We start from the raw sequence: 19,457 nt of genomic DNA on the forward strand, positions 1-19,457 counted from the left end.
TAAATAATTTTTTTTTACTCAATTATAAGTTTTTGTGTCAATTTTTTATTGTCGGAAATAATTTCTAAAAAGTAAATTCCTTTAGTTAAGTTATTTACATTAAGTTTTGTTTCTAGTGTATTTTCAATATGTTTTTTAATAATAAGATTACCTCTTATATCGTAAATATTTAATTTATTAAACCACTTACCACTCTTAATGTTAATAAAACTATTTGAAGGGTTAGGGTAGATGTTTATTTTATTTAATTTATCAGTATTTTGAAAAGTATGTAAATTTAATACTGATAAATTAGGAGTCATTACAAAAAGTTCTTCTCCACTTAAATCTGTATATCCAGAAAAATAAAGATTATCACCACTAGATGTTAAATTGTATTTATAAGAATATTCACTTAAACTATCATTATTTGTAATTACAATATTTAGCGATTTTGGTTCATTTAAATTATCGTTAAGGTATTTTATTTCATTATTATCAGTAGTATAAAATAGGTTGTTTTTATGACATTCAAATAGTGAACTGTTTAAAGAGCTATCAATGTCTAATTTTTCTGTAATGTTACCATCCGTTCTCCATAATTCAGGTACATTTGTATACCAATAATCTGTTATTGTAAAATAAATATATTTACCACATTTAATTAAATTTTCAATTGATACAGTAGATATTGTTGGGTGATTTAGGCCTTCATAAAGTAATTTTGTTCCATTTGCTGTTCCATCTGTTTTATACAATCCATACCTATTGCTAATATCTTTTAATCTAGAAATAAAAAATAATTCATTATTTAATGTGATATTCGTATTTATGTTTAAATATGATGGTAAATCTGAAAGTGTTGTGCCGTTTGTTGTTCCATCTGAGATCCAGTAACCTCCAGAAGAATTATTAATTAAAAGTTTATTGTTAATTTTATTTATATAACCTATGCCAGAATAAGGAGTGAAAATAATTTCTGTACCAGATTGTGTACCATCTGTTTTCCATAGCGAAGAATTAGATGGGATATTTGCATTAAAATATATGTAACCATTTAATTCAGTAAAATACATTGAATTACTAGAGCCTCCTTCTGCATTATGCCCTGTACCATTTCCGACTGTATTTATATCTTTTAGCATAAATGTACCTTCTTCTAAACCATTACTTACCCAAGGTTCAAAGCCATGAACGCCATCATTAGCAGAAAAATATACTTTATTATCTGATGCATAGAAATATTGCTTATTGTTATGATTTCTTAAACTACTACCATCAGATCTTATATCTTTAATCATAAATGTACCTTCTTCAGTACCATCACTAATCCAAGGTTCGTATCCATTAGAATTATCATGAGCACTAAAAAACAATTTATTATTTATAACAACTGTTTCAGATAAATCATCGATGTTGGAGTTTTCACCAATCCTTTTAACCATGATAGTTCCATTTATTGTTCCATCACTAGAGAATAGTTGGTTTCCAAATTCTTGTTCATTAGAGCCTCTAAAGAAAACTTTTCCATTTACATCTGTGAGTTTAGATGGAGCACTACTTGTTGAATAATTTAAATCTTTGAAGAAATTTGTTCCTTGAAGAGTACCATCAGTTACAAATAATTCATTTCCGTTTTTTTGGTTTTTTCCTGAAAAAAAAGTTTTATCATTGAAAGTACAGAAATATTCTTGAGTAGATGAGGTATTTGGGGTTTCTACATTGGGTATTTGTATTGTGCCATTTTCAGTTCCGTCAGAAACCCAGAGTATTCTCTGGTTAGAATTAGTACTTGTTGTATAAAAAAGAATCTTATCATTTGATTCATCAACATGGATTTTTTCAATCCAAACAGATGCCTCTCCTTCATTTATATCCTTTACTAATTTTGTTCCGTCTTCAGTACCGTCACTTGTCCATATTTCTGTTCCATGAATATTATCATTACCTAAAAAATAAATTTTATTATTTAATTTTTTAAAAATATTGTTATAAGATAACCCGTTCAAATTAGATTTATCGATGTTTTTTACTAATGTAGTACCAGCCTCAGTTCCATCACTTTTCCATAATTCAGCACCATTAATGCCATCATTAGCTGCAAAAAATAAATTACCATTTAATTCTATTCCTTTAAATTCTGTATTACTAGAAGCTGTTCCGTCTCTAATATCTTTAACCATAACTGTTCCAGTTTCTGTTCCATCACTTCTCCAAAGTTCGTAACCGTAAAAGGTTGTACCAGTGTAATAATTATCTGATGTTGCATAAAAAAAGAAAAAATCATTAGAGACAATGAAGTTTCCGTTTAAACTACCATTACCATTGTTGTTGATATCTTTAACTAAAATAGTACCGGCTTCAGTTCCATCACTTTTCCATAACTCTTTCCCATGAGTTCCATCATCTGCTGAAAAATAAAGAAAATTATTAAAAACAAATAAATTAAATGGAGAACTATTACCATTTGTATTTATATCCTTTACCAAATTAGTCCCTTCTTCTGTGCCATCACTAACCCATAATTCGTAGCCATTTACACCATCTGTTGCATTAAAATAAACTTTATTATTAAAAGCTACTAAATTACGTGGTGGATTGTAGGTGCTAGAATTATTAGATCTGATATCTTTGACTAAAACAGTACCCTCTTCAGTTCCATTACTTTTCCATAATTCTGTTCCATGAATTCCATCGTTTGCCGTAAAAAAAAGAATATTATTTAAAATAGTAAATGAATTTGGACTAGAAGAATTACTCCCTTGATTAATATCTTTTATTTTATAGGTTCCGTCTAAAGTTCCATCAGAAAACCATAGTTCTCTTCCAAAATTATCAAAATATCCATCTGTAGCTGTAAAATAAAATCCAGATTGTGATGCAATTAAGTTTTGTGGATGACTATCTTCTTGAAAATTTAATTCAATTTTAGTAGCTTCGATAGATTGGCCAAATGAAATTTGAAGATTTAAAATAAATAAAAATATTAAGTATGTTTTTTTCATAGTCTTTATTTTACCAAGTAGTTTCTAAGATTCGTTGTTTAAGGCTGCAGAAATTCTGTAAGAACTTTCGCTAACGGCTTTGTCTGGTAAGCCAATAAGATGATAGCCTATACCTTTGTTTATGTTAACTTCTACAGTAATTGTTGTAGCTTCAATTCCAAAAACAGCAGATCCAAAAACTTTAACGAGCATTTTTTTTCTTTAAAAGTAAATAAAATTAAGGCATAAAAAAAATGCAATCAATATTTTTGATTGCATTTTAGTTTGTTTTTTTAAGAATGTTTTAAGCTGAATTTCTACTTGCATTAATGTTACCAAATAAAGAACGCATTACCATTTTTTCATAAACTTCTATTTCTGCTTCATTACCTTCTTCTTTCTGTAGGTCTTGAATTTTCTTTAAAGCATATTGTTGAATAGTTAACAATGGTAAAACAATATTTTCTCTTATTTCTATAGAGGCTTTTCCTACAGGAAAGTTTTCCATTAACTCTTTATGACCAGTTAATTTTAGTAAAAGACGTTTTGTTGTTTTATATTCTTCAAAAATTAATTTCCAAAATTCTCCAAAAACAGGGTCATCTGCCATATAAGCTGTTAAACCAAAGAAAGATTTTGTTAAACTCATCATACTATTTTCTAGTAAAGTTTTAAAGAAATCTGATGAGTTATAGAAATCTACAATTTCATCAAATCTACCTGCATCTTCGTATTTTTTTAGTGCAGTACCTACACCAAAAAATCCTGGAACGTTTTGTTTTAACTGACTCCAACTACCTACAAAAGGTATTGCTCTTAATGCAGAAAAGTCTAAAGTATCAGAATTAGAACGTTTACTTGGTCTACTACCAATATTAGTTTTTGCATAGTATTTTAAAGTACTCATTTTTTCTAAATACGATAAAAACTGAGGATGATTTTTAAAATCTACGTAAGTTTTATAACTAGTTTCAGCTAAATCATTGATAATAGTTCTATGATTATCATTCAATTGATCTTTTGTAAAAACTTCATTTTTAATACCAGAACTTATTAATTGTTCTAGGTTGTATTGAGAAGAGTCTAAAGTTCCGAAATTAGAACTAATTGTTTGCCCTTGAATAGTTAATTGTATTTCTTTGTCTTCTATAGTTGGTCCTAAAGAAGCATAAAATTGATGTGTTTTTCCTCCTCCTCTTGCAGGTGGTCCTCCACGTCCATCAAAGAAAATAACTTCAATATCAAATTCTCTAGATATTTTTGTTAAAGCTTCTTTTGCTTTAAAAATACCCCAATTTGCCATTAAATAACCACCATCTTTTGTTCCATCAGAAAAACCTAACATTATAGTTTGTTGATTTTTTCTTTTAGATAAATGGTATCTATATGTTTTATTGGTATATAACGTACGCATTACATCACTTGCATTTTCTAAATCGTCTACAGTTTCAAAAAGAGGAATTACATCTACTGGTAATTCGTTTTCAAAACCACATAAATTTAGCATTGCAAAAGTTTGCATTACGTTTAATGCTGATTGGTTATTACTAATAATATATCTATTTGCACCACGTTCTCCATTTCTTTGCTGAATGGTTTTTAAAGCATAAATAGATTCTATGGTTTTAACAGACATTTCATCAGATAAAATTTTAGGATCTATATTACCTTTAACTATAGCTAAAATTTCTATTTGTTCGCTTTCTGATAAACGTTGGTAATTTTCTGGAAAAGTAGTGTCTCCAGCAGCTAATAAATCATCAACTATTTGAGTAAATGCTTTGTGATGTACTCTACTGTCTTGTCTAATATCTAAAGTAGCAAAGTGAAAACCAAAAATTCTTACTTTATTAATAAAGTCATTTAACTCTTCAATAAATAAAGAATCATGTTTTTCTTTAATAATGTTTCTTGCGTCTTCTAATTCTTGTAATAATATTTTTTGAGAAAAATTTACTTTTGCATAACTTCTAACAACATGTTTATACAAACGTTTTTCTATTCTTGCTAAAATTTCTTGAACACCATCAAAAGTAAAACGTCTTTTTAAACGTCTTACATCTCTATAATAGCTTCTTAATATAGACTGACGCAATCTTTCTGCAACATCTAAAGTAATTTGTGTAGTTACAAATGGGTTACCATCTCTGTCTCCACCAGGCCAAAAACCAAGATCTATAATTTCATTATCAGTAGGATGACCATCATATATATTATTCTGAATGTAATTGTAAATTTTACTTACAGAGTGGTAGAATACATTTTCTAAATACCAAATTAAACTTACAGCTTCATCAAAAGGTGTAGGTTTAGATTTTTTGTAAAATGGAGTTTTACCTAATTGAGCCAACAATTTTTTGATTAATAATAAATCGTCGTTTTGTATAGCTTCATCTAAGTCTGTAATAATACCTAAAACAGAACCTGGGTAAAATTGTGTTGGGTGAGCAGTTAAAACGATACGTACTTTAAAATCTTCTAAGTATTTTTTTAACTCTTCTTTTTTGTTGCTTAAAATTGCAGATTCCTTAGAGTTACGTAAAGTACCAAAACCATCCATATTATTTACAATAGGAAAAGCGGCATCTTCAATAGCATCAAATAATACAACTAAACGTTCTATATATTGTATAAACTGAAAAAGTAAATCGTTTTTTTCGTTATCAGTTGGTGAGTCTTGATATTTCTTAAAAAACTTTTCAATTATTTGTGTTGGATTTTTTCCGTTCTTAAAACCTTTTTCACAAATCTTTTGAAAAAGAGGCAATAAAACACCTGTATTGCTTATTGTATCGAAAGGTAGTGTTGTGAATATGCTACTATAAATTTGATATTTAGATAACACATTGTCATTAAATCTTGTTAATTCTGGTAATGCAGACATATTTCTTAAAATTTAGTGATGTGAAATTACAAAAAACCAAAAATAAAGAACCTAGGTTTTTAGGAATAATGTCTTTAAAAAATTGCGAAAATGATAGAAATTTACACCTATTTTTCTGAAATGTTTAATTTCTATTCAGCTGTGCTGATTTTGTTATTTTTTATACCCTTTTTAAGGTTTTTATTTGATGAAACCTTTTGTTAATACAATGATTTTATTATTCTTTATTAAAGTTTTCTACTCCTTCTTTTAACCAAGAATAATAAGTATCTCTGTCTGTATATTGTTGTGCAGAATTTAAAATCTCTAAATCAGGACTTAATAAAATATAATAAGGTTGTGATGCGTTTTTAAAATTGATAACTTGAAATGTAGACCATTTATCTCCAACCGTTTTTATTTTTTTAATTTTACCATTTGGTTTTAAAAAGTCGAATTGTTGTGCTTCTGGTAATGCTTTCTCATTATCATCTACATACAAAGAAATTAAAATATAATCTTCTTTTAAAGTTTGATAAATGTCTGGTTCACTCCAAACATTTTCTTCCATTTTTCTACAATTTACGCAAGCCCAGCCTGTAAAATCTAACAAAATAGGTTTGTTAACTTCTGTTGCTTTTGCTAAACCTTCATCAAAATCTTTATAGCAATCTAAACCTAATGGGCAATCGCTTTCTTGTTCATAAATACTGTAAAATTGTGGAGGAGGAAAACCACTTAATAAACTTAAATTCCAAGTAGGATTTTTTAAAACTCCAGGAGTAATATAAATGATAAAAGAGATAACTAAAACCCCAAAAGAGATTCTTGAAAATGACAGTTTTTTGATAGGAGAATCGTGTGGGAATTTAATTTTAGCAAATAAATACAAGGCTAAACCTATAAAAATAATTACCCAAATTCCGATAAAGATTTCGCGTTTTAAAATATCCCAATGCGCAACTAAATCTGCATTCGATAAAAATTTGAAAGCTAAAGCTAACTCTAAAAAACCTAAAACTACTTTGGTTGTATTTAACCATCCACCAGATTTTGGTAAAGAATTTAACCAATTTGGGAACAAAGCAAACAATGCAAAAGGCAAAGCCAAAGCCAAACCAAAACCAGACATACCTGCTGTTAACTGTGTTGCTCCACCATCCGAAGTTAAAGAACCAGCTAAAAGAGAACCTAAAATTGGGCCTGTACAAGAAAAGGAAACGATAGCTAAAGTTAAAGCCATAAAAAAGATTCCAATAATTCCGCCAACAGAAGAAGCAGAATCCATTTTATTACCCCAAGAACTTGGTAAAGTTATTTCGTAAAAGCCGAAGAAAGAAAAAGCAAAAAACACTAAAACAACAAAAAAGAAAATGTTTAACCAAACATTAGTAGAAATTGTATTTAAAATTTCTGGATCTAAATTATCTAAAAAGTGAAAAGGTAAACTTAGTAATATGTATATTAAGATGATAAAAAAACCATATAAAATGGCATTAAAAACTCCCTTCTTTTTATTTTCTGATTGTTTTGTGAAAAATGAAACCGTTAACGGAATCATAGGAAAAACACAAGGTGTTAATAGTGCTAATAAACCACCTGCAAAACCAAGAAAAAAGATACTAAATAATCCGTTTGAACTTTCTGATTCTGCATCAGAAGTGTTTATTAAAAGTTCAGTACTTTTTAAATCTAACTTTAATTGTTTGGTTAATACTGCACTTCTTTCATCAACAGTATTCGAAATTTTAATTTGATTATTAGTAAGTGAAACTGTAAAATTTTCATCGATATTTATACAAGCAGTTTCACAAACTTGACCAAAGAAATTTAATTTTACTTGCGTGATTTTTTTGTTGGTTAATTGAATTCTTTGAGTAATTTTTGCTTTCTCTTTAAAAACAACTTCTTCTACTTCCCAAACATCAGAATATTTTTTAAATGTATCTTTTTCATCAGCTTTACCAATTAATTTATAGCCAGTTTCGCCATCAGGAATTGTGATTTCTAAAGGTAAAGAAGCCCCATCAGGATTGTATTGTGAGTACAAATACCATCCTTTGTATAATTTAGCATTAAAAATAATATCGTATTCTGTGTCTGATATTTTCTGAACAGAAGTTGCAATGGTTATGGGATCATTTTCTGTTTGTGCTTTTAAAACAAAAGCAGTGAAAAGGATAAATAGCGTGATGAATTTCTTCATTATATGGTGGTGATTTTTAAATAATTTTCAGTGTTTTTGGTTGATGAAAAACGACGATCTTGTCTGTGGTTTATCACCCAAATAATTTCGTTATCTGCATTACAAAGCAACCAAGTATGTTCTTTTTCTAAGAGCGAAAATTTTTCGTCTTTAAAGTATTTGCTCAGTTTCTTTTTTCCTAGCATTCCTGTTGGATAAAGATAGTCTCCATTTTCCCATTTTCTAACAAGCAAAGGGTATTTTAACAAATTTTTATCAATGTAAATAGTCTGTTTATTTTCTTTTGATTTTTCATCAATATCTTCTAAAACTAAATGAATTGGAGTTGTTATTTCTGATTGATATTTCTGTATTTTAAATGTCATTTCTTGCGAAGTTGACAAATCTATTTTAGATAAAATTAAAAATTCTCTATCTTTTAATAATCTATGGGTTTTAGAAAAAACTTGTTTACCAGATTGTGCAGATAATAAATCGTAAACATCATGCCATTCTGTAAAATTATAATCCTTTAAAAGTTGATATAAATAGGCTTTTGGATTAGAAAGTTTATTAATTTCAGCAATTGTATATTTTGTTATTTCTAAAGTTGAAGATGAATCTTTTTTGATAATTTTTGATGAAACATCTTGAATTCTATCTTCAATTATTTGCTGCGATTCTTGTAAGTTTTGTAAAGATTTCGCAAAAGTTTCTAACAAACTTGGATTAATTTCCTTTAAAATAGGTACTACTTGATGCCTAATTTTATTACGTACATATTTGGTTGATGCATTGCTTGCATCTTCTCTCCAATCAATATTGTTGTCTTTGGCATAATTCAGAATTTCATCCCTTGTAAAAGGTAAAAGAGGACGAACAATATTTCCGTTCTTTTTGGGAATACCAGTAAAGCCATCTAAACCAGAGCCTCTTGTTAAGTTGATGAGAAAAGTTTCTAAATTATCATTTGCATGATGTGCTGTTAAAATATAATCGAAATTATGTTTTTCTACTAGTTCTTGAAACCAAGTGTAACGTAATTCTCTTGCTGCAATTTGAGTAGAAAGCTTATTGTTTTTGGCAAAAACAACAGTATCAAAATTAATTGTAAAGATTGGTTTGTTGTTTGCTTTGGCAAGTTTTGCTATAAACTCTTCATCTAAATCGCTCTCTTTTTCTCTAAGTTTAAAATTACAATGTGCTAAAGAAATGTCTATTTTTAATTGATAAAAAAGATGATGAAGAACAACAGAATCTACACCTCCAGAAATGGCAAGTAATAGTTTTTTATCCTTTAAAAAAGGAAAATTATTATTGATATGTTCTTTGAAGTTCTGAAGCATTTGCGCATCAAAAATACGCAATTCTTGTCATTTAAATTTTAGAATTCAACCAGTTTACAACATCTTGTAGCATTTCTTCTTTACAAAGATCATTGTGCAATTCATGATAACCACCTTCGTATAATTTTAAAGAGGCAAATTCTGAATTATTTGCAAATTCTTCTGTGCCTTTATAATCGATAATTTTATCATCTGTTCCATGTAATAAATACATTTGTGTTTGTAGTTTACTCGCATTTTCAATAGCCCATTTGCCAGTTTCTATAAAGGTTAGCGAAAAATTAGGACTAATTTTATCGTGTACTAAATCATCATTTTTGTATTTTTCAACTTCTGTTTGATCTCTAGAAACATGGTTTACATTTAATTCATTACTCAACGTAATTGAGGGTGCAATTTTTTGTAAAATTTTACCAGCTGCTAATTTGATTTTTGGTGGTTGAAAAGCTAGTTTTAAAAACGGACTAGTTGCAATAACTCCTTTTAATTGATGCTTTTTTCTTAATGTATAATTGATTACTGCATTTCCGCCCATAGAATGTCCGTATAAAAAAATGGGTTTGTTTGGATATAATTCTTTTGCTTTAGCTATGGTTTTTGAAATGCTTTCTAAAACCGCTTCAAAATTGGGATTATGGCCTCTTTTACCTTCTGTTTTTCCATGACCAAAATGATCAAAAGCAACAACAGCAAAATCCTTTTCAGTTAATTTTTTTGCAACATGTTTGTAACGATTAGAATGTTCGCCCATTCCATGTGCTAAAACTACAACAGCTTTGGTTTCTTTTCCTTGCCAATATCGACCGTAAAATTCAGTGTTATAAATAGTAAAATTGAATTCTTTTTGAGTCATAATTGTGCTATTAATTGGTTGCTTTAATGTCGTCTGAAGTATTTTGTTTCTGGTCTTTACCCATTGAAACGAGTTGGTAATTTAAGGAATCTTTTGATATTTTATAAATAAAATCATTTCCCCAATAATCTTTGGTGATATTTTTATGCAAAGGATTATTTCTAATAATGTTTTTTAATTCTTTAGGATAAAAGCCAAATTGTTTCTTTTCAGAAGAAAGTAAAGTTTGAATTTTAGCAATTTTAGAACTTGTATTTTCTAAGGGTTTGGTGTTTAAATTGAAATAAGAAATTAAAGCAAAAATTATTATAAATATTGGAAAGGCAATTAAAAATGGCTTGGTCATAGGGTGCCAAACAATACTTTTAGGAAGATTATTTTCTTTTTCGAACTTTCTTCTTTTTTTATGCTTAATCAAATATTTAATCTCTAAATACCACTCTAATATTTCTGCAATTAATTCAGCCAATTTATCTGTTTTTTAACCAAACACGAATTTCCTTTTTTAAAGATTGTTCTGGTTTTGGCAAAGGAATGGTTTTACCAAATTGTTTACTTCTGTTAAATTTACTAAAATTTATTTTTAATTGTTTCCATTCTTCAGGATACATTTTTAAAAAACCTGCAAACATATTCATTTCATTAGGTTTGTCTGTTATGGTTTCTAAAACTGCTTTGAATTTTTCTTCTTTATTTTGAATCATAATTATTTAGAATTCAACAATACATAACGCATTGCTTTTGCTTTTAGTAAACATTCTTCATACTCTTTTTCTGGAATAGATTTGGCTGTAATTGCACCACCTACAGAATAAGAAATATACTTTTTTTCTTCGTTATACAAAATACTTCTAATTACTACATTAAAATCGAAATCGCCATGAGGAGTAATATAGCCAATAGCGCCAGAATACAAACCACGTTTTGTTTCTTCTAGCTTTTCTATGATTTTCATTGCTGCAAATTTAGGAGCGCCAGTCATACTTCCCATAGGAAAAGTATCTTTTAAAACTGTTACAGGATGTATGTTTTCTTCTACTTCAGCAACTACTGTAGAAATCATTTGATGTACTTGCTTAAATGAATACACCTTGCATAATTCCTCTACTTTTACGCTTCCTTTTTTTGCGGATTTAGATAAATCGTTTCTCACCAAATCTACAATCATTACATTTTCTGAACGTTCTTTAATATCTCTAGATAAATCTGATGCAATTTTATCATCATCAATTTTACTTCGTAAACGCTTTGCAGTACCTTTTATAGGCTGAGAAATTATTTTATTACCTTCTTTTTTAATATATCTTTCTGGTGATGCAGATAATAAATATTGATGTTCCATTTTTAGAAAAACAGCAAAAGGAGGCTCAGAAATTTTATTTAAATCTTTGTAAACTTCAATAGGATTTATGGTCGAATTTTCAGCATAAAATTCTTGACAAAAATTGGCTTCATAAAGATCTCCGATTTTAATATGCTCTAAAAGTTTATTTACTTTTTGATGGTATTCGTCTTTATGAACTCTGAGTTTTATTTTGATGTCATTTTCAGATTTTTGAGTTGTTATATTTTTGATTTTTTGGATTGCTTCAAAATCACTATCCATTTCATCATCAACCATTCTTAAATAATGGAATTCAACAGAATTTCCTTTGATAAAAAACAACTTTTGAGGCTGAAAAAAGTACAAATCAGCAAAATCTAAACCATCAAAATTATTAGAAGAAAGTTGTTCTACATCATTTTTAACATCATAAGAAATATAACCGAAAATATAGTCTTTAGTTGTGGTTTGATATTCTTCTAATTTATCAAAAGCATTAAAATAATCAGTTTTAATTGAAGTAAATTCTTCAACAGCCAAAGCACAATCAAAACTAGAATATTGTTGTTTGTAATTGTTAGAATCTAACCAAATTGCAGTTTCAAATTGTTGTGCCCACAACAAAATTTGTTCTTTAAAATTCTCAATATTATCAACAGTAAAAGATTGTATGGTTCTCTGCATATTTTTGCAAAAATACTCGAAAGTTTTGGAAACAAAAAAACCTCACCAAATAGTGAGGTTTCTATATAAAATTTAAATTTTAAGCATTTAATGGTTTACCATCCCAAGCCGCTTTTGCAGCTTCTTTTACAGCCTCTGAATAGGTTGGGTGTCCATGACAAATTCTAGCTAAATCTTCTGCAGACGCTCTATATTCCATTGCAACAGCAGCTTCCATAATTAAATCTGCAACTCTTGCACCTACCATATGAACTCCTAAAATTTCATCAGTGTTTTTATCTGCTAAAACTTTTACAAAACCATCAATATCTCCACTTGCTCTAGATCTACCTAAGGCTCTCATAGAAAATTTACCAGATTTATAATCGATTTTTGCATCTTTTAATTCTTGTTCAGTTTTACCAACTGCAGCAACTTCTGGCCAAGTGTACACAATACCAGGAATTAAATTATAATCAATATGTGGTTTTTCACCAGCTAAATATTCTGCAACAACAACACCTTCTTCTTCTGCTTTGTGAGCTAACATTGCACCTTTTACAACATCACCAATTGCATAAATGTTAGAAATATTAGTTTGTAAATGATCATTTACATCAACTTGCCCTCTTTCATTAACTTTTACGCCAGCTTTTTCTAAACCTAAACCTTCTGTATACGCTTTTCTACCAACAGCAACTAAACAATAGTCACCAGTAAAAGTTACTTCTTCACCTTTTTTGTTATTTGCTTTTACAATAACTTCATCACCATTTCTTTCAACAGAAGTTACACCTGTACTTACGTTAAATTTCATACCTTGTTTCTTTAAAACTTTGGTAAGTTCTTTAGAAACATCAGCATCCATAGTAGGTGTAATTTTTGGAGCATATTCAATTACAGTAACATTTGCACCTAATCTTTTATAAACAGAACCTAACTCTAAGCCAATAACTCCACCACCAATTACTAATAAATGTTTTGGTACTTCTTTTAATTTTAAAGCTTCTGTAGAAGTAATTACTCTTTCTTTATCTAAACTGATAAATGGTAAAGTAGATGGTTTAGAACCAGTTGCAATGATGGTATTTGTACCTTCAATCACTTCTGATGAACCATCACTTTTAGTAATTTTTATATGAGTAGCATCTTCGAAAGAACCTAAACCTTCGTAAACATCGATGTTATTTTTATCCATAAGATATTTAATACCACCAGTTGTAGTTGTAACAACGTTTTCTTTTCTTGCTACCATTTTAGAAAAATCAAAAGAAGGTTTTTCTACAGAAATTCCATGTTCTTCAAAATGATGTACAGCATCATAATAATGGTGAGAAGAATCTAATAACGCTTTAGAAGGAATACACCCAACATTTAAACAAGTACCTCCTAATGTGCTATATTTTTCTATAATAGCTACTTTTTTTCCTAATTGTGATGCTCTAACTGCAGATATATATCCTCCAGGACCAGAACCAATAACGATAATATCGTATTTCATTGTTGATTTTTTTTATGTATTCTATAACCTAATAGGTTGTTTTTTAATAATAGTAGACAAAAATACGGATATTTTTACAGAATAAAGTTAGAATTTAGTAGTTTTACTGAGTAATATATTTAAAGTAATTTCAGATGAAAATCATAAAAAAAATAATGTTAGTGCTTTTGTTAATTTTTATTGTAGCTCAATTTTTTGGGCCAGAAAAAAATGAAGGAAACATAGATACTGTAAATGCATTTATTGCAGAAACAAACCCACCAGAAAAGGTGTTAGATATTTTAAAAACAAGTTGTTTCGATTGCCATTCTGCAAAAACAAGTTACCCTTGGTACAATAATATTACACCTGTTAACTATTGGTTAGCAGATCACGTAAAAGATGGTAAAAAACATTTAGATTTTTCGAAATGGAATACTTATTCTTTAAAGAAAAAAGAACATAAAATGGACGAATTGTATGAAGAAGTTGAGAAAGGCGAAATGCCTTTAAATTCTTATACTTGGACACATTCAGAGGCGAATTTAACTCAAGAACAAATTAATGCAATTGTAACTTGGGGTAAAAAAGTACAGGCAGATTACAAGCAACAAATGACTGCAGAATAATTGAAAAAACAATCTATTTTAATTATAGGTGCAGTTTGGGTAGAGCCCAATTCTTCTGCTGCAGGTAGTAGAATGTTGCAATTGATAGATTTGTTTTTAAAACAGAACTTTATACTCACTTTTGCTTCTACTGCTCAAAAAAGTGAAAACGCTTTTAACCTAGAATCTTTAGGAATTACAACAGTTGCTATTGAGCTGAATTCATCTTCTTTTGATGATTTTATTCAAAAATTAAACCCAAATATTGTTGTTTTTGATCGATTTATGACAGAAGAACAATTTGGTTGGCGAGTTGCAGGAAATTGCCCAAATGCTCTACGAATTTTAGATACAGAAGATTTACATTTTTTACGTAAAGTAAGGCATCAACAACTAAAAAAAAGAGAGAAATTTACAAACGAAGCTTTGTTAAGATCTGATGATACCAAAAGAGAAATAGCTTCTATTTTACGATGTGATTTGTCTTTAATTATATCTACTTATGAAATGGATTTGCTTAAATCTGTTTTTAAGATTGATGAAAACCTACTTTATTATTTACCTTTTTTATTAGATAAGATTGATGAACATCACACTAATAAATGGAAATCATTTGAGGAAAGAGAACATTTTGTGTTTATTGGAAACTTTTTTCACAAACCAAATATTGATGCTGTACTCACTTTAAAAAATGAAATTTGGAGCAAAATTAGAAAACGACTCCCTGAAGTAGAAATTCATATTTATGGCGCATATATAAATCAACAAATAAAAGAGTTACATAATTCTAGAGAGGGGTTTATTGTAAAAGGGTATGCAGAAAATGCCCAAGAAATTGTGAAAAATGCAAGAGTAGTTTTGGCCCCTTTACGTTTTGGAGCTGGAATAAAAGGCAAATTAACAGAAGCTATGATTTGCGGAACACCAAGTGTTACAACCTTAATTGGAGTTGAAGGAATGACTGATGAATTGCATTGGAGTGGGTTTGTTGAAGATGATTTTACTGTATTTTCTAAAATGGCAGTAATATTATATGTAGAAAAAAATACTTGGAAAATGGCGCAAAGTAATGGGGTTAAAATTATCAATGCTACATACAATAAACAGAAAATAGGGAAACCTTTTTTAAATAAAATTGATGTAATTAAACAAAATTTAGAGCGTCATAGAACTCAAAATTTTTTAGGAAGCTTGTTACAACATCAAACTTTACAAGCTACTAAGTTTATGAGTAAATGGATAGAGGCTAAAAATAAGTAAGCAGTTTTTTAGCCTTCAGTTTGCAGTCACCATTTTCAGTAAAAACTCACAGAATTACTGTTTACTGAGAGCTGCCAACTGGCTCATAATCTAAAGGTAAATAGGTTGCGATTTTTTCGTAAAAAGACCAATAGCCTTCATAAAACACATCTAAAGGATAAATTAACAATCCGTTTTTATTTACAATAATTCCTTTTTTCTGAGGAATTAAACTTGATGTTTGTGGTAAAGGTTCTCTTTTTTTGCTGAATGTGTTTCTTGTAATGTATGCTAATTCTTCTTTTTCTTTAGTGTAAACGATACTTAAATTATCATCAAAAGTAAGATAAACTAAACCATTTTTTTTAGTAATTATTTCTTTTTGAGATAGTTTCGATTTGTACAAATAATCTTTAAATTTTACCAAACGAGATTTTTTAAGTACTACTAAAGCAGAGTCTGTTGCGTTTTTTGGTGTATCAATTTCTTTATTAAAGTTGATGCCTAAACCTTTACTAAGTTTTATGAGTTCTCTGGCTTTTTTAATTTCTTTTTCAGAAGGTCTTTCTGGGTTTGGTACTCTTTTAAATTGGTTAACAACAAAACCTTGCTCAGTAAAAGTGTTGTTTAAAACAGATTTAAAAAAGTGAACTGTAGAACCATTGTAAGCTTTTATTCTGTTTTTTTTCCAACGTTTTTGTTTCGCTTTTCCGCCTTTTAATTCTTTGTATCTAGAGTAACCTAAATAATGAACATAGTTTCTGTTTCTTACAAATTCTTCTAGTTCATAAATAATCAAATAGCCCAGCGCTTTATGTTTTAATTGCAGAGGTTTTCTGGTAAAAGCAGTAAGAATATTCTCTCTAGCATTGTAATTAAAATGCAAAACTTCAGGATTTAAAAGTTTACATTCTTTAGCTAATTCTGTTATGCCTATAAACTCTTTTTTAAAAAGTTCTAGATTATATTTCCACTCTTCATCATACACTGTTTTTTGAATAATAATTTCATCCAAAACGTTTTCATCTTCCTCAAGAACAAAAAACAAAGGTTTAGAGTATGTAGCAGTATTTAGAGTATAATTAATTTTTTTAAATCCAAGATAAGATACAATAAGTTCGAATTTACCTTCTTTAACAGTTAAGTTAAATTGCCCATTGGCATTTGTTGTAGTGCCAAGCATGGTGTTATTTAGGTAAATGGCAACATTTTCTAAAGGTGTTTTTTGATGATATACAGTACCTTTAATTTCTATTTGCGAAAATGATGATATTGTAAAGAAAGCCCATAAAATAAAAAAATTGTTCCTCATTCTATTTTTATAACGAACAAGAAACAATTTTATAACAATTCTTTTGGTTTATTTTTAAGCTTATAACAAACCAGCTCTTCTTAATAAAGCTTCTGGTTTTGGTTCTTGACCTCTAAAGCGTTTGTATAATTCCATTGGTTTTACAGTTCCTCCTTTAGAAAGCACATTTTCTTTAAATTTTGTTGCTACTTCTTTGTTAAAAATTCCTTTTTCTAAGAAATATTCAAAAGCATCAGCATCTAAAACTTCTGCCCATTTGTATGAATAATATCCTGCAGAATATCCTCCTTGAAAAATGTGAGAAAATGCAGTACTCATACAGTTTTCTACAACATCAGGATACAATCTAGTTTCAGAAAAAGCATCAATTTCAAATTCTTTTACAGAAGTAATTTCTGACGGATTTTCTGAGTGCCATTTCATATCTAAAAGTCCGAAACTCAATTGACGTAAAGTTTGCATTCCTTCGTGAAAACTAGCAGATTCTTTAATTTTTTCTACATATTTCATAGGGATAACTTCTCCAGTTTCGTAATGTTTTGCAAACAATTCTAAAGCTTCTTTTTCATAACACCAGTTTTCTAAAACCTGACTTGGTAATTCAACAAAATCCCAAGAAACAGAAGTCCCTGATAAACTGTTGTAAGTGGTGTTTGCTAACATTCCATGTAATGCGTGACCAAACTCGTGAAACAAAGTTGTAACCTCATTAAACGTTAATAAAGAAGGTTTTGTAGCTGTTGGTTTTGTGAAGTTACAAACAATAGAAACTTGTGGTCTTTCGTTAACTCCGTTTTTAATTTGTTGCGATTTGTAACTCGTCATCCATGCACCATTTCTTTTTCCTTTTCTAGGATGATAATCCGCATAAAAAACAGCAATAAAGTTGCCTTTAGTATCAGTTACGTTATAGGTTTTTACATCTGGATGATATTTTTCTATGTTAGAAACTTCTTCAAAATTTAAATCGTACAAACGATTAGCGATTTCAAAAACCCCATCAATTACATTTTCTAATTTAAAATAAGGCTTTAATATTTCTTGATCTAAATCGAATAATTCTTTCTTTAATTTTTCTGAATAATAAGCGCCATCCCATTTTTGAAGTTGATCAATTCCGTCTAATTTTTGAGCGTATTTTTCTAAATTTTCAAACTCTTTTTGAGCAGCAGGTTTTGCTTTTTCTAATAAATTGTTCGAAAATTCGATTACCTTTTCAGGAGATTCTGCCATTCGTTCTTCTAAAACAAAATGAGCGTGGGTTTTATAACCCAATAAATTTGCTCTTTGCTGACGTAAGTTTACAATTTCTAAAACAATTTTTTCATTGTTAAACTCATTGTCTTGAAATGCTTTTTTACCAGCAGCAATTGCCATTTTTTTACGCAATTCTCTATTGTCTGCATAGGTTAAAAACGGAATGTAACTTGGGTATTGAAGCGTAAAGATATAACCATCTTTATCTTGTTCTTTTGCTAATTGACTTGCAGCTTCTTTAACAGATTCTGGTAAGCCAGAAACATCTTCTTCATTAGTTAAATGCATTTCAAAAGCATTTGTTTCTGCCAAAACATTTTCGCCAAATTGTAAAGATAATTTAGATAGTTTTGAATCTATTTCTCTTAATTTTGATTTTTTATCATCACTTAAATTTGCACCATTTCTTGCAAAACCTTTGTATTGCTTCTCTAATAGCATTTGTTGTTCTGGTGTTAAATCTAAATTTTCTTTATCATTAAAAACAGATTTTACTCTTGTAAATAAAGCTTCATTTAAAGTGATGTCGTTTCTAAATTCACTTAACCAAGGAGAAACTTCTTGAGCAATTTTTTGAATAGCATCATTAGTTTCAGCTGAGTTTAAATTAAAAAAAATTGAAGTTATTCTATTTAATTTTTCTCCTGTAAAATCTAAAGCTACAGTAGTGTTTTCAAAAGTAGGAACAACAGTACTATTTGCAATTGTATCAATTTCTGCTTTTGCAATTTCTATCCCTTTTTTAATAGCTGGTTTGTAATCATCAGAAGAAATTTTCGTAAACGGAGCTGTATTAAAATCTTGTAAAAGTGGGTTCATGTTTTTATAATTTATAAGCCCTTCAAATACGAATACCTGAAGGGCTATTACAATTTGTACTCTTTTATTTTTTTACTCTTTCAGAAGCTTTTTCAACTTTAAGTTTTAAACCTTCTTTATAAGCGATAATTTTGTCTAAAACACATTTATCTGAAGCTCCAATAATTTGAGCTGCCAAAATTCCTGCATTTTTTGCACCATCTAAAGCTACAGTTGCAACAGGTACACCTCCTGGCATTTGTAAAATTGATAAAACAGAATCCCAACCATCTATAGAATTTCTACTTTTTACAGGAACTCCAATTACAGGTAAAGGACTCATACTTGCTACCATTCCTGGTAAATGAGCAGCACCTCCAGCACCAGCAATAATTGCTTTTATACCTCTTTTGTGTGCATTTTTAGAATAGTCGAATAATTTTTCTGGAGTTCTATGAGCAGATACAATATCTACTTCTATTTGTATGTCAAAACTTTCTAAAATGTCTATTGCTTCTTGCATTATTGGAAGATCTGAATCGCTTCCCATTATTATACCTACCATA

General features: G+C 29.0%; 14 protein-coding genes and 1 pseudogene. 2 read left to right on the forward strand and 13 right to left on the reverse strand.

Translation table 11 applies throughout. The annotated features are described in order from the left end of the window. Positions 1 to 14: 14 nt before the first annotated feature. From ACJJVK_RS07000 to lpdA, 10 genes and pseudogenes are all read right to left on the reverse strand, one after another. Positions 15 to 2,984 carry an ELWxxDGT repeat protein gene (locus ACJJVK_RS07000; protein ID WP_405564550.1) on the reverse strand — a complete coding sequence of 990 codons (2,970 nt, stop codon included), beginning with the start codon at positions 2,982 to 2,984 and terminating at the stop codon, positions 15 to 17. A 33-nt stretch (positions 2,985 to 3,017) separates the two neighbouring features. Next, positions 3,018 to 3,176, reverse strand: a pseudogene (locus ACJJVK_RS07005) (magnesium chelatase); the annotation flags it as partial. Positions 3,177 to 3,267: 91 nt separating this feature from the next. Beyond that, on the reverse strand, positions 3,268 to 5,847 hold the full coding sequence (locus ACJJVK_RS07010) for a phosphoenolpyruvate carboxylase (RefSeq protein ID WP_405564551.1): 2,580 nt from the start codon (positions 5,845 to 5,847) through the stop codon (positions 3,268 to 3,270). Positions 5,848 to 6,064: 217 nt separating this feature from the next. Beyond that, the gene (locus tag ACJJVK_RS07015) at positions 6,065 to 8,032 is read right to left on the reverse strand and encodes a protein-disulfide reductase DsbD family protein (RefSeq protein WP_405564553.1); all 1,968 of its coding nucleotides are present in this window, start codon (positions 8,030 to 8,032) and stop codon (positions 6,065 to 6,067) included. Further along, positions 8,032 to 9,357, reverse strand: coding sequence for a tRNA lysidine(34) synthetase TilS (tilS, locus tag ACJJVK_RS07020; protein ID WP_405564555.1), 1,326 nt, complete (start codon positions 9,355 to 9,357; stop codon positions 8,032 to 8,034). Before tilS ends, ACJJVK_RS07015 begins: the two co-directional genes overlap by 1 nt. A 31-nt stretch (positions 9,358 to 9,388) precedes the next feature. After that, complete coding sequence (locus ACJJVK_RS07025; protein ID WP_405564558.1) at positions 9,389 to 10,210, reverse strand: alpha/beta hydrolase; 822 nt, start codon at positions 10,208 to 10,210, stop codon at positions 9,389 to 9,391. A 10-nt stretch (positions 10,211 to 10,220) separates the two neighbouring features. Next, complete coding sequence (locus ACJJVK_RS07030) at positions 10,221 to 10,679, reverse strand: type II secretion system protein GspG (protein WP_405564560.1); 459 nt, start codon at positions 10,677 to 10,679, stop codon at positions 10,221 to 10,223. Between the two features lies 1 nt (position 10,680). Next, positions 10,681 to 10,914 carry a hypothetical protein gene (locus ACJJVK_RS07035; RefSeq protein ID WP_405564563.1) on the reverse strand — a complete coding sequence of 78 codons (234 nt, stop codon included), beginning with the start codon at positions 10,912 to 10,914 and terminating at the stop codon, positions 10,681 to 10,683. Positions 10,915 to 10,916: 2 nt separating this feature from the next. Next, complete coding sequence (locus ACJJVK_RS07040) at positions 10,917 to 12,218, reverse strand: anthranilate synthase component I family protein (protein ID WP_405564566.1); 1,302 nt, start codon at positions 12,216 to 12,218, stop codon at positions 10,917 to 10,919. Positions 12,219 to 12,297: 79 nt separating this feature from the next. Beyond that, positions 12,298 to 13,698 carry a dihydrolipoyl dehydrogenase gene (gene lpdA / locus ACJJVK_RS07045; protein WP_405564567.1) on the reverse strand — a complete coding sequence of 467 codons (1,401 nt, stop codon included), beginning with the start codon at positions 13,696 to 13,698 and terminating at the stop codon, positions 12,298 to 12,300. 134 nt (positions 13,699 to 13,832) lie between these two features. On the opposite strand from lpdA, the gene ACJJVK_RS07050 reads away from it, so the two are divergent. Further along, positions 13,833 to 14,306 (forward strand): heme-binding domain-containing protein, encoded by a 474-nt coding sequence (locus ACJJVK_RS07050; protein ID WP_405564570.1) that lies wholly within the window; start codon positions 13,833 to 13,835, stop codon positions 14,304 to 14,306. Further along, on the forward strand, positions 14,307 to 15,545 hold the full coding sequence (locus tag ACJJVK_RS07055; RefSeq protein ID WP_405564572.1) for a glycosyltransferase: 1,239 nt from the start codon (positions 14,307 to 14,309) through the stop codon (positions 15,543 to 15,545). It abuts the gene before it with no gap. Between the two features lie 61 nt (positions 15,546 to 15,606). On the opposite strand, the gene ACJJVK_RS07060 is transcribed toward ACJJVK_RS07055, so the two are convergent. The 3 genes from ACJJVK_RS07060 to purE form a co-directional block, all read right to left on the reverse strand. Next, positions 15,607 to 16,836 (reverse strand): carboxypeptidase-like regulatory domain-containing protein, encoded by a 1,230-nt coding sequence (locus ACJJVK_RS07060; protein WP_405564574.1) that lies wholly within the window; start codon positions 16,834 to 16,836, stop codon positions 15,607 to 15,609. 60 nt (positions 16,837 to 16,896) lie between these two features. Continuing rightward, on the reverse strand, positions 16,897 to 18,912 hold the full coding sequence (locus ACJJVK_RS07065) for a M3 family metallopeptidase (protein WP_405564576.1): 2,016 nt from the start codon (positions 18,910 to 18,912) through the stop codon (positions 16,897 to 16,899). 64 nt (positions 18,913 to 18,976) lie between these two features. Continuing rightward, on the reverse strand, positions 18,977 to 19,456 hold the full coding sequence (gene purE, locus ACJJVK_RS07070; RefSeq protein ID WP_015481745.1) for a 5-(carboxyamino)imidazole ribonucleotide mutase: 480 nt from the start codon (positions 19,454 to 19,456) through the stop codon (positions 18,977 to 18,979). Between the last annotated feature and the right edge of the window lies 1 nt (position 19,457).

The organism is Polaribacter sp. Asnod6-C07 (assembly GCF_045063625.1).
GTDB classification, from domain to species: domain Bacteria; phylum Bacteroidota; class Bacteroidia; order Flavobacteriales; family Flavobacteriaceae; genus Polaribacter; species Polaribacter vadi_A.

What these genes read in the sequence shown, in the direction of transcription:
- ACJJVK_RS07000 (WP_405564550.1), bottom strand. Translation starts at nt 2,984, where the DNA reads ATGAAAAAAACATACTTAATATTTTTATTTATTTTAAATCTTCAAATT.
- ACJJVK_RS07010 (WP_405564551.1), bottom strand. Translation starts at nt 5,847, where the DNA reads ATGTCTGCATTACCAGAATTAACAAGATTTAATGACAATGTGTTATCT.
- ACJJVK_RS07015 (WP_405564553.1), bottom strand. Translation starts at nt 8,032, where the DNA reads ATGAAGAAATTCATCACGCTATTTATCCTTTTCACTGCTTTTGTTTTA.
- tilS (WP_405564555.1), bottom strand. Translation starts at nt 9,357, where the DNA reads ATGCTTCAGAACTTCAAAGAACATATCAATAATAATTTTCCTTTTTTA.
- ACJJVK_RS07025 (WP_405564558.1), bottom strand. Translation starts at nt 10,210, where the DNA reads ATGACTCAAAAAGAATTCAATTTTACTATTTATAACACTGAATTTTAC.
- ACJJVK_RS07035 (WP_405564563.1), bottom strand. Translation starts at nt 10,914, where the DNA reads ATGATTCAAAATAAAGAAGAAAAATTCAAAGCAGTTTTAGAAACCATA.
- ACJJVK_RS07040 (WP_405564566.1), bottom strand. Translation starts at nt 12,218, where the DNA reads ATGCAGAGAACCATACAATCTTTTACTGTTGATAATATTGAGAATTTT.
- lpdA (WP_405564567.1), bottom strand. Translation starts at nt 13,698, where the DNA reads ATGAAATACGATATTATCGTTATTGGTTCTGGTCCTGGAGGATATATA.
- ACJJVK_RS07050 (WP_405564570.1), top strand. Translation starts at nt 13,833, where the DNA reads ATGAAAATCATAAAAAAAATAATGTTAGTGCTTTTGTTAATTTTTATT.
- ACJJVK_RS07060 (WP_405564574.1), bottom strand. Translation starts at nt 16,836, where the DNA reads ATGAGGAACAATTTTTTTATTTTATGGGCTTTCTTTACAATATCATCA.
- ACJJVK_RS07065 (WP_405564576.1), bottom strand. Translation starts at nt 18,912, where the DNA reads ATGAACCCACTTTTACAAGATTTTAATACAGCTCCGTTTACGAAAATT.
- purE (WP_015481745.1), bottom strand. Translation starts at nt 19,456, where the DNA reads ATGGTAGGTATAATAATGGGAAGCGATTCAGATCTTCCAATAATGCAA.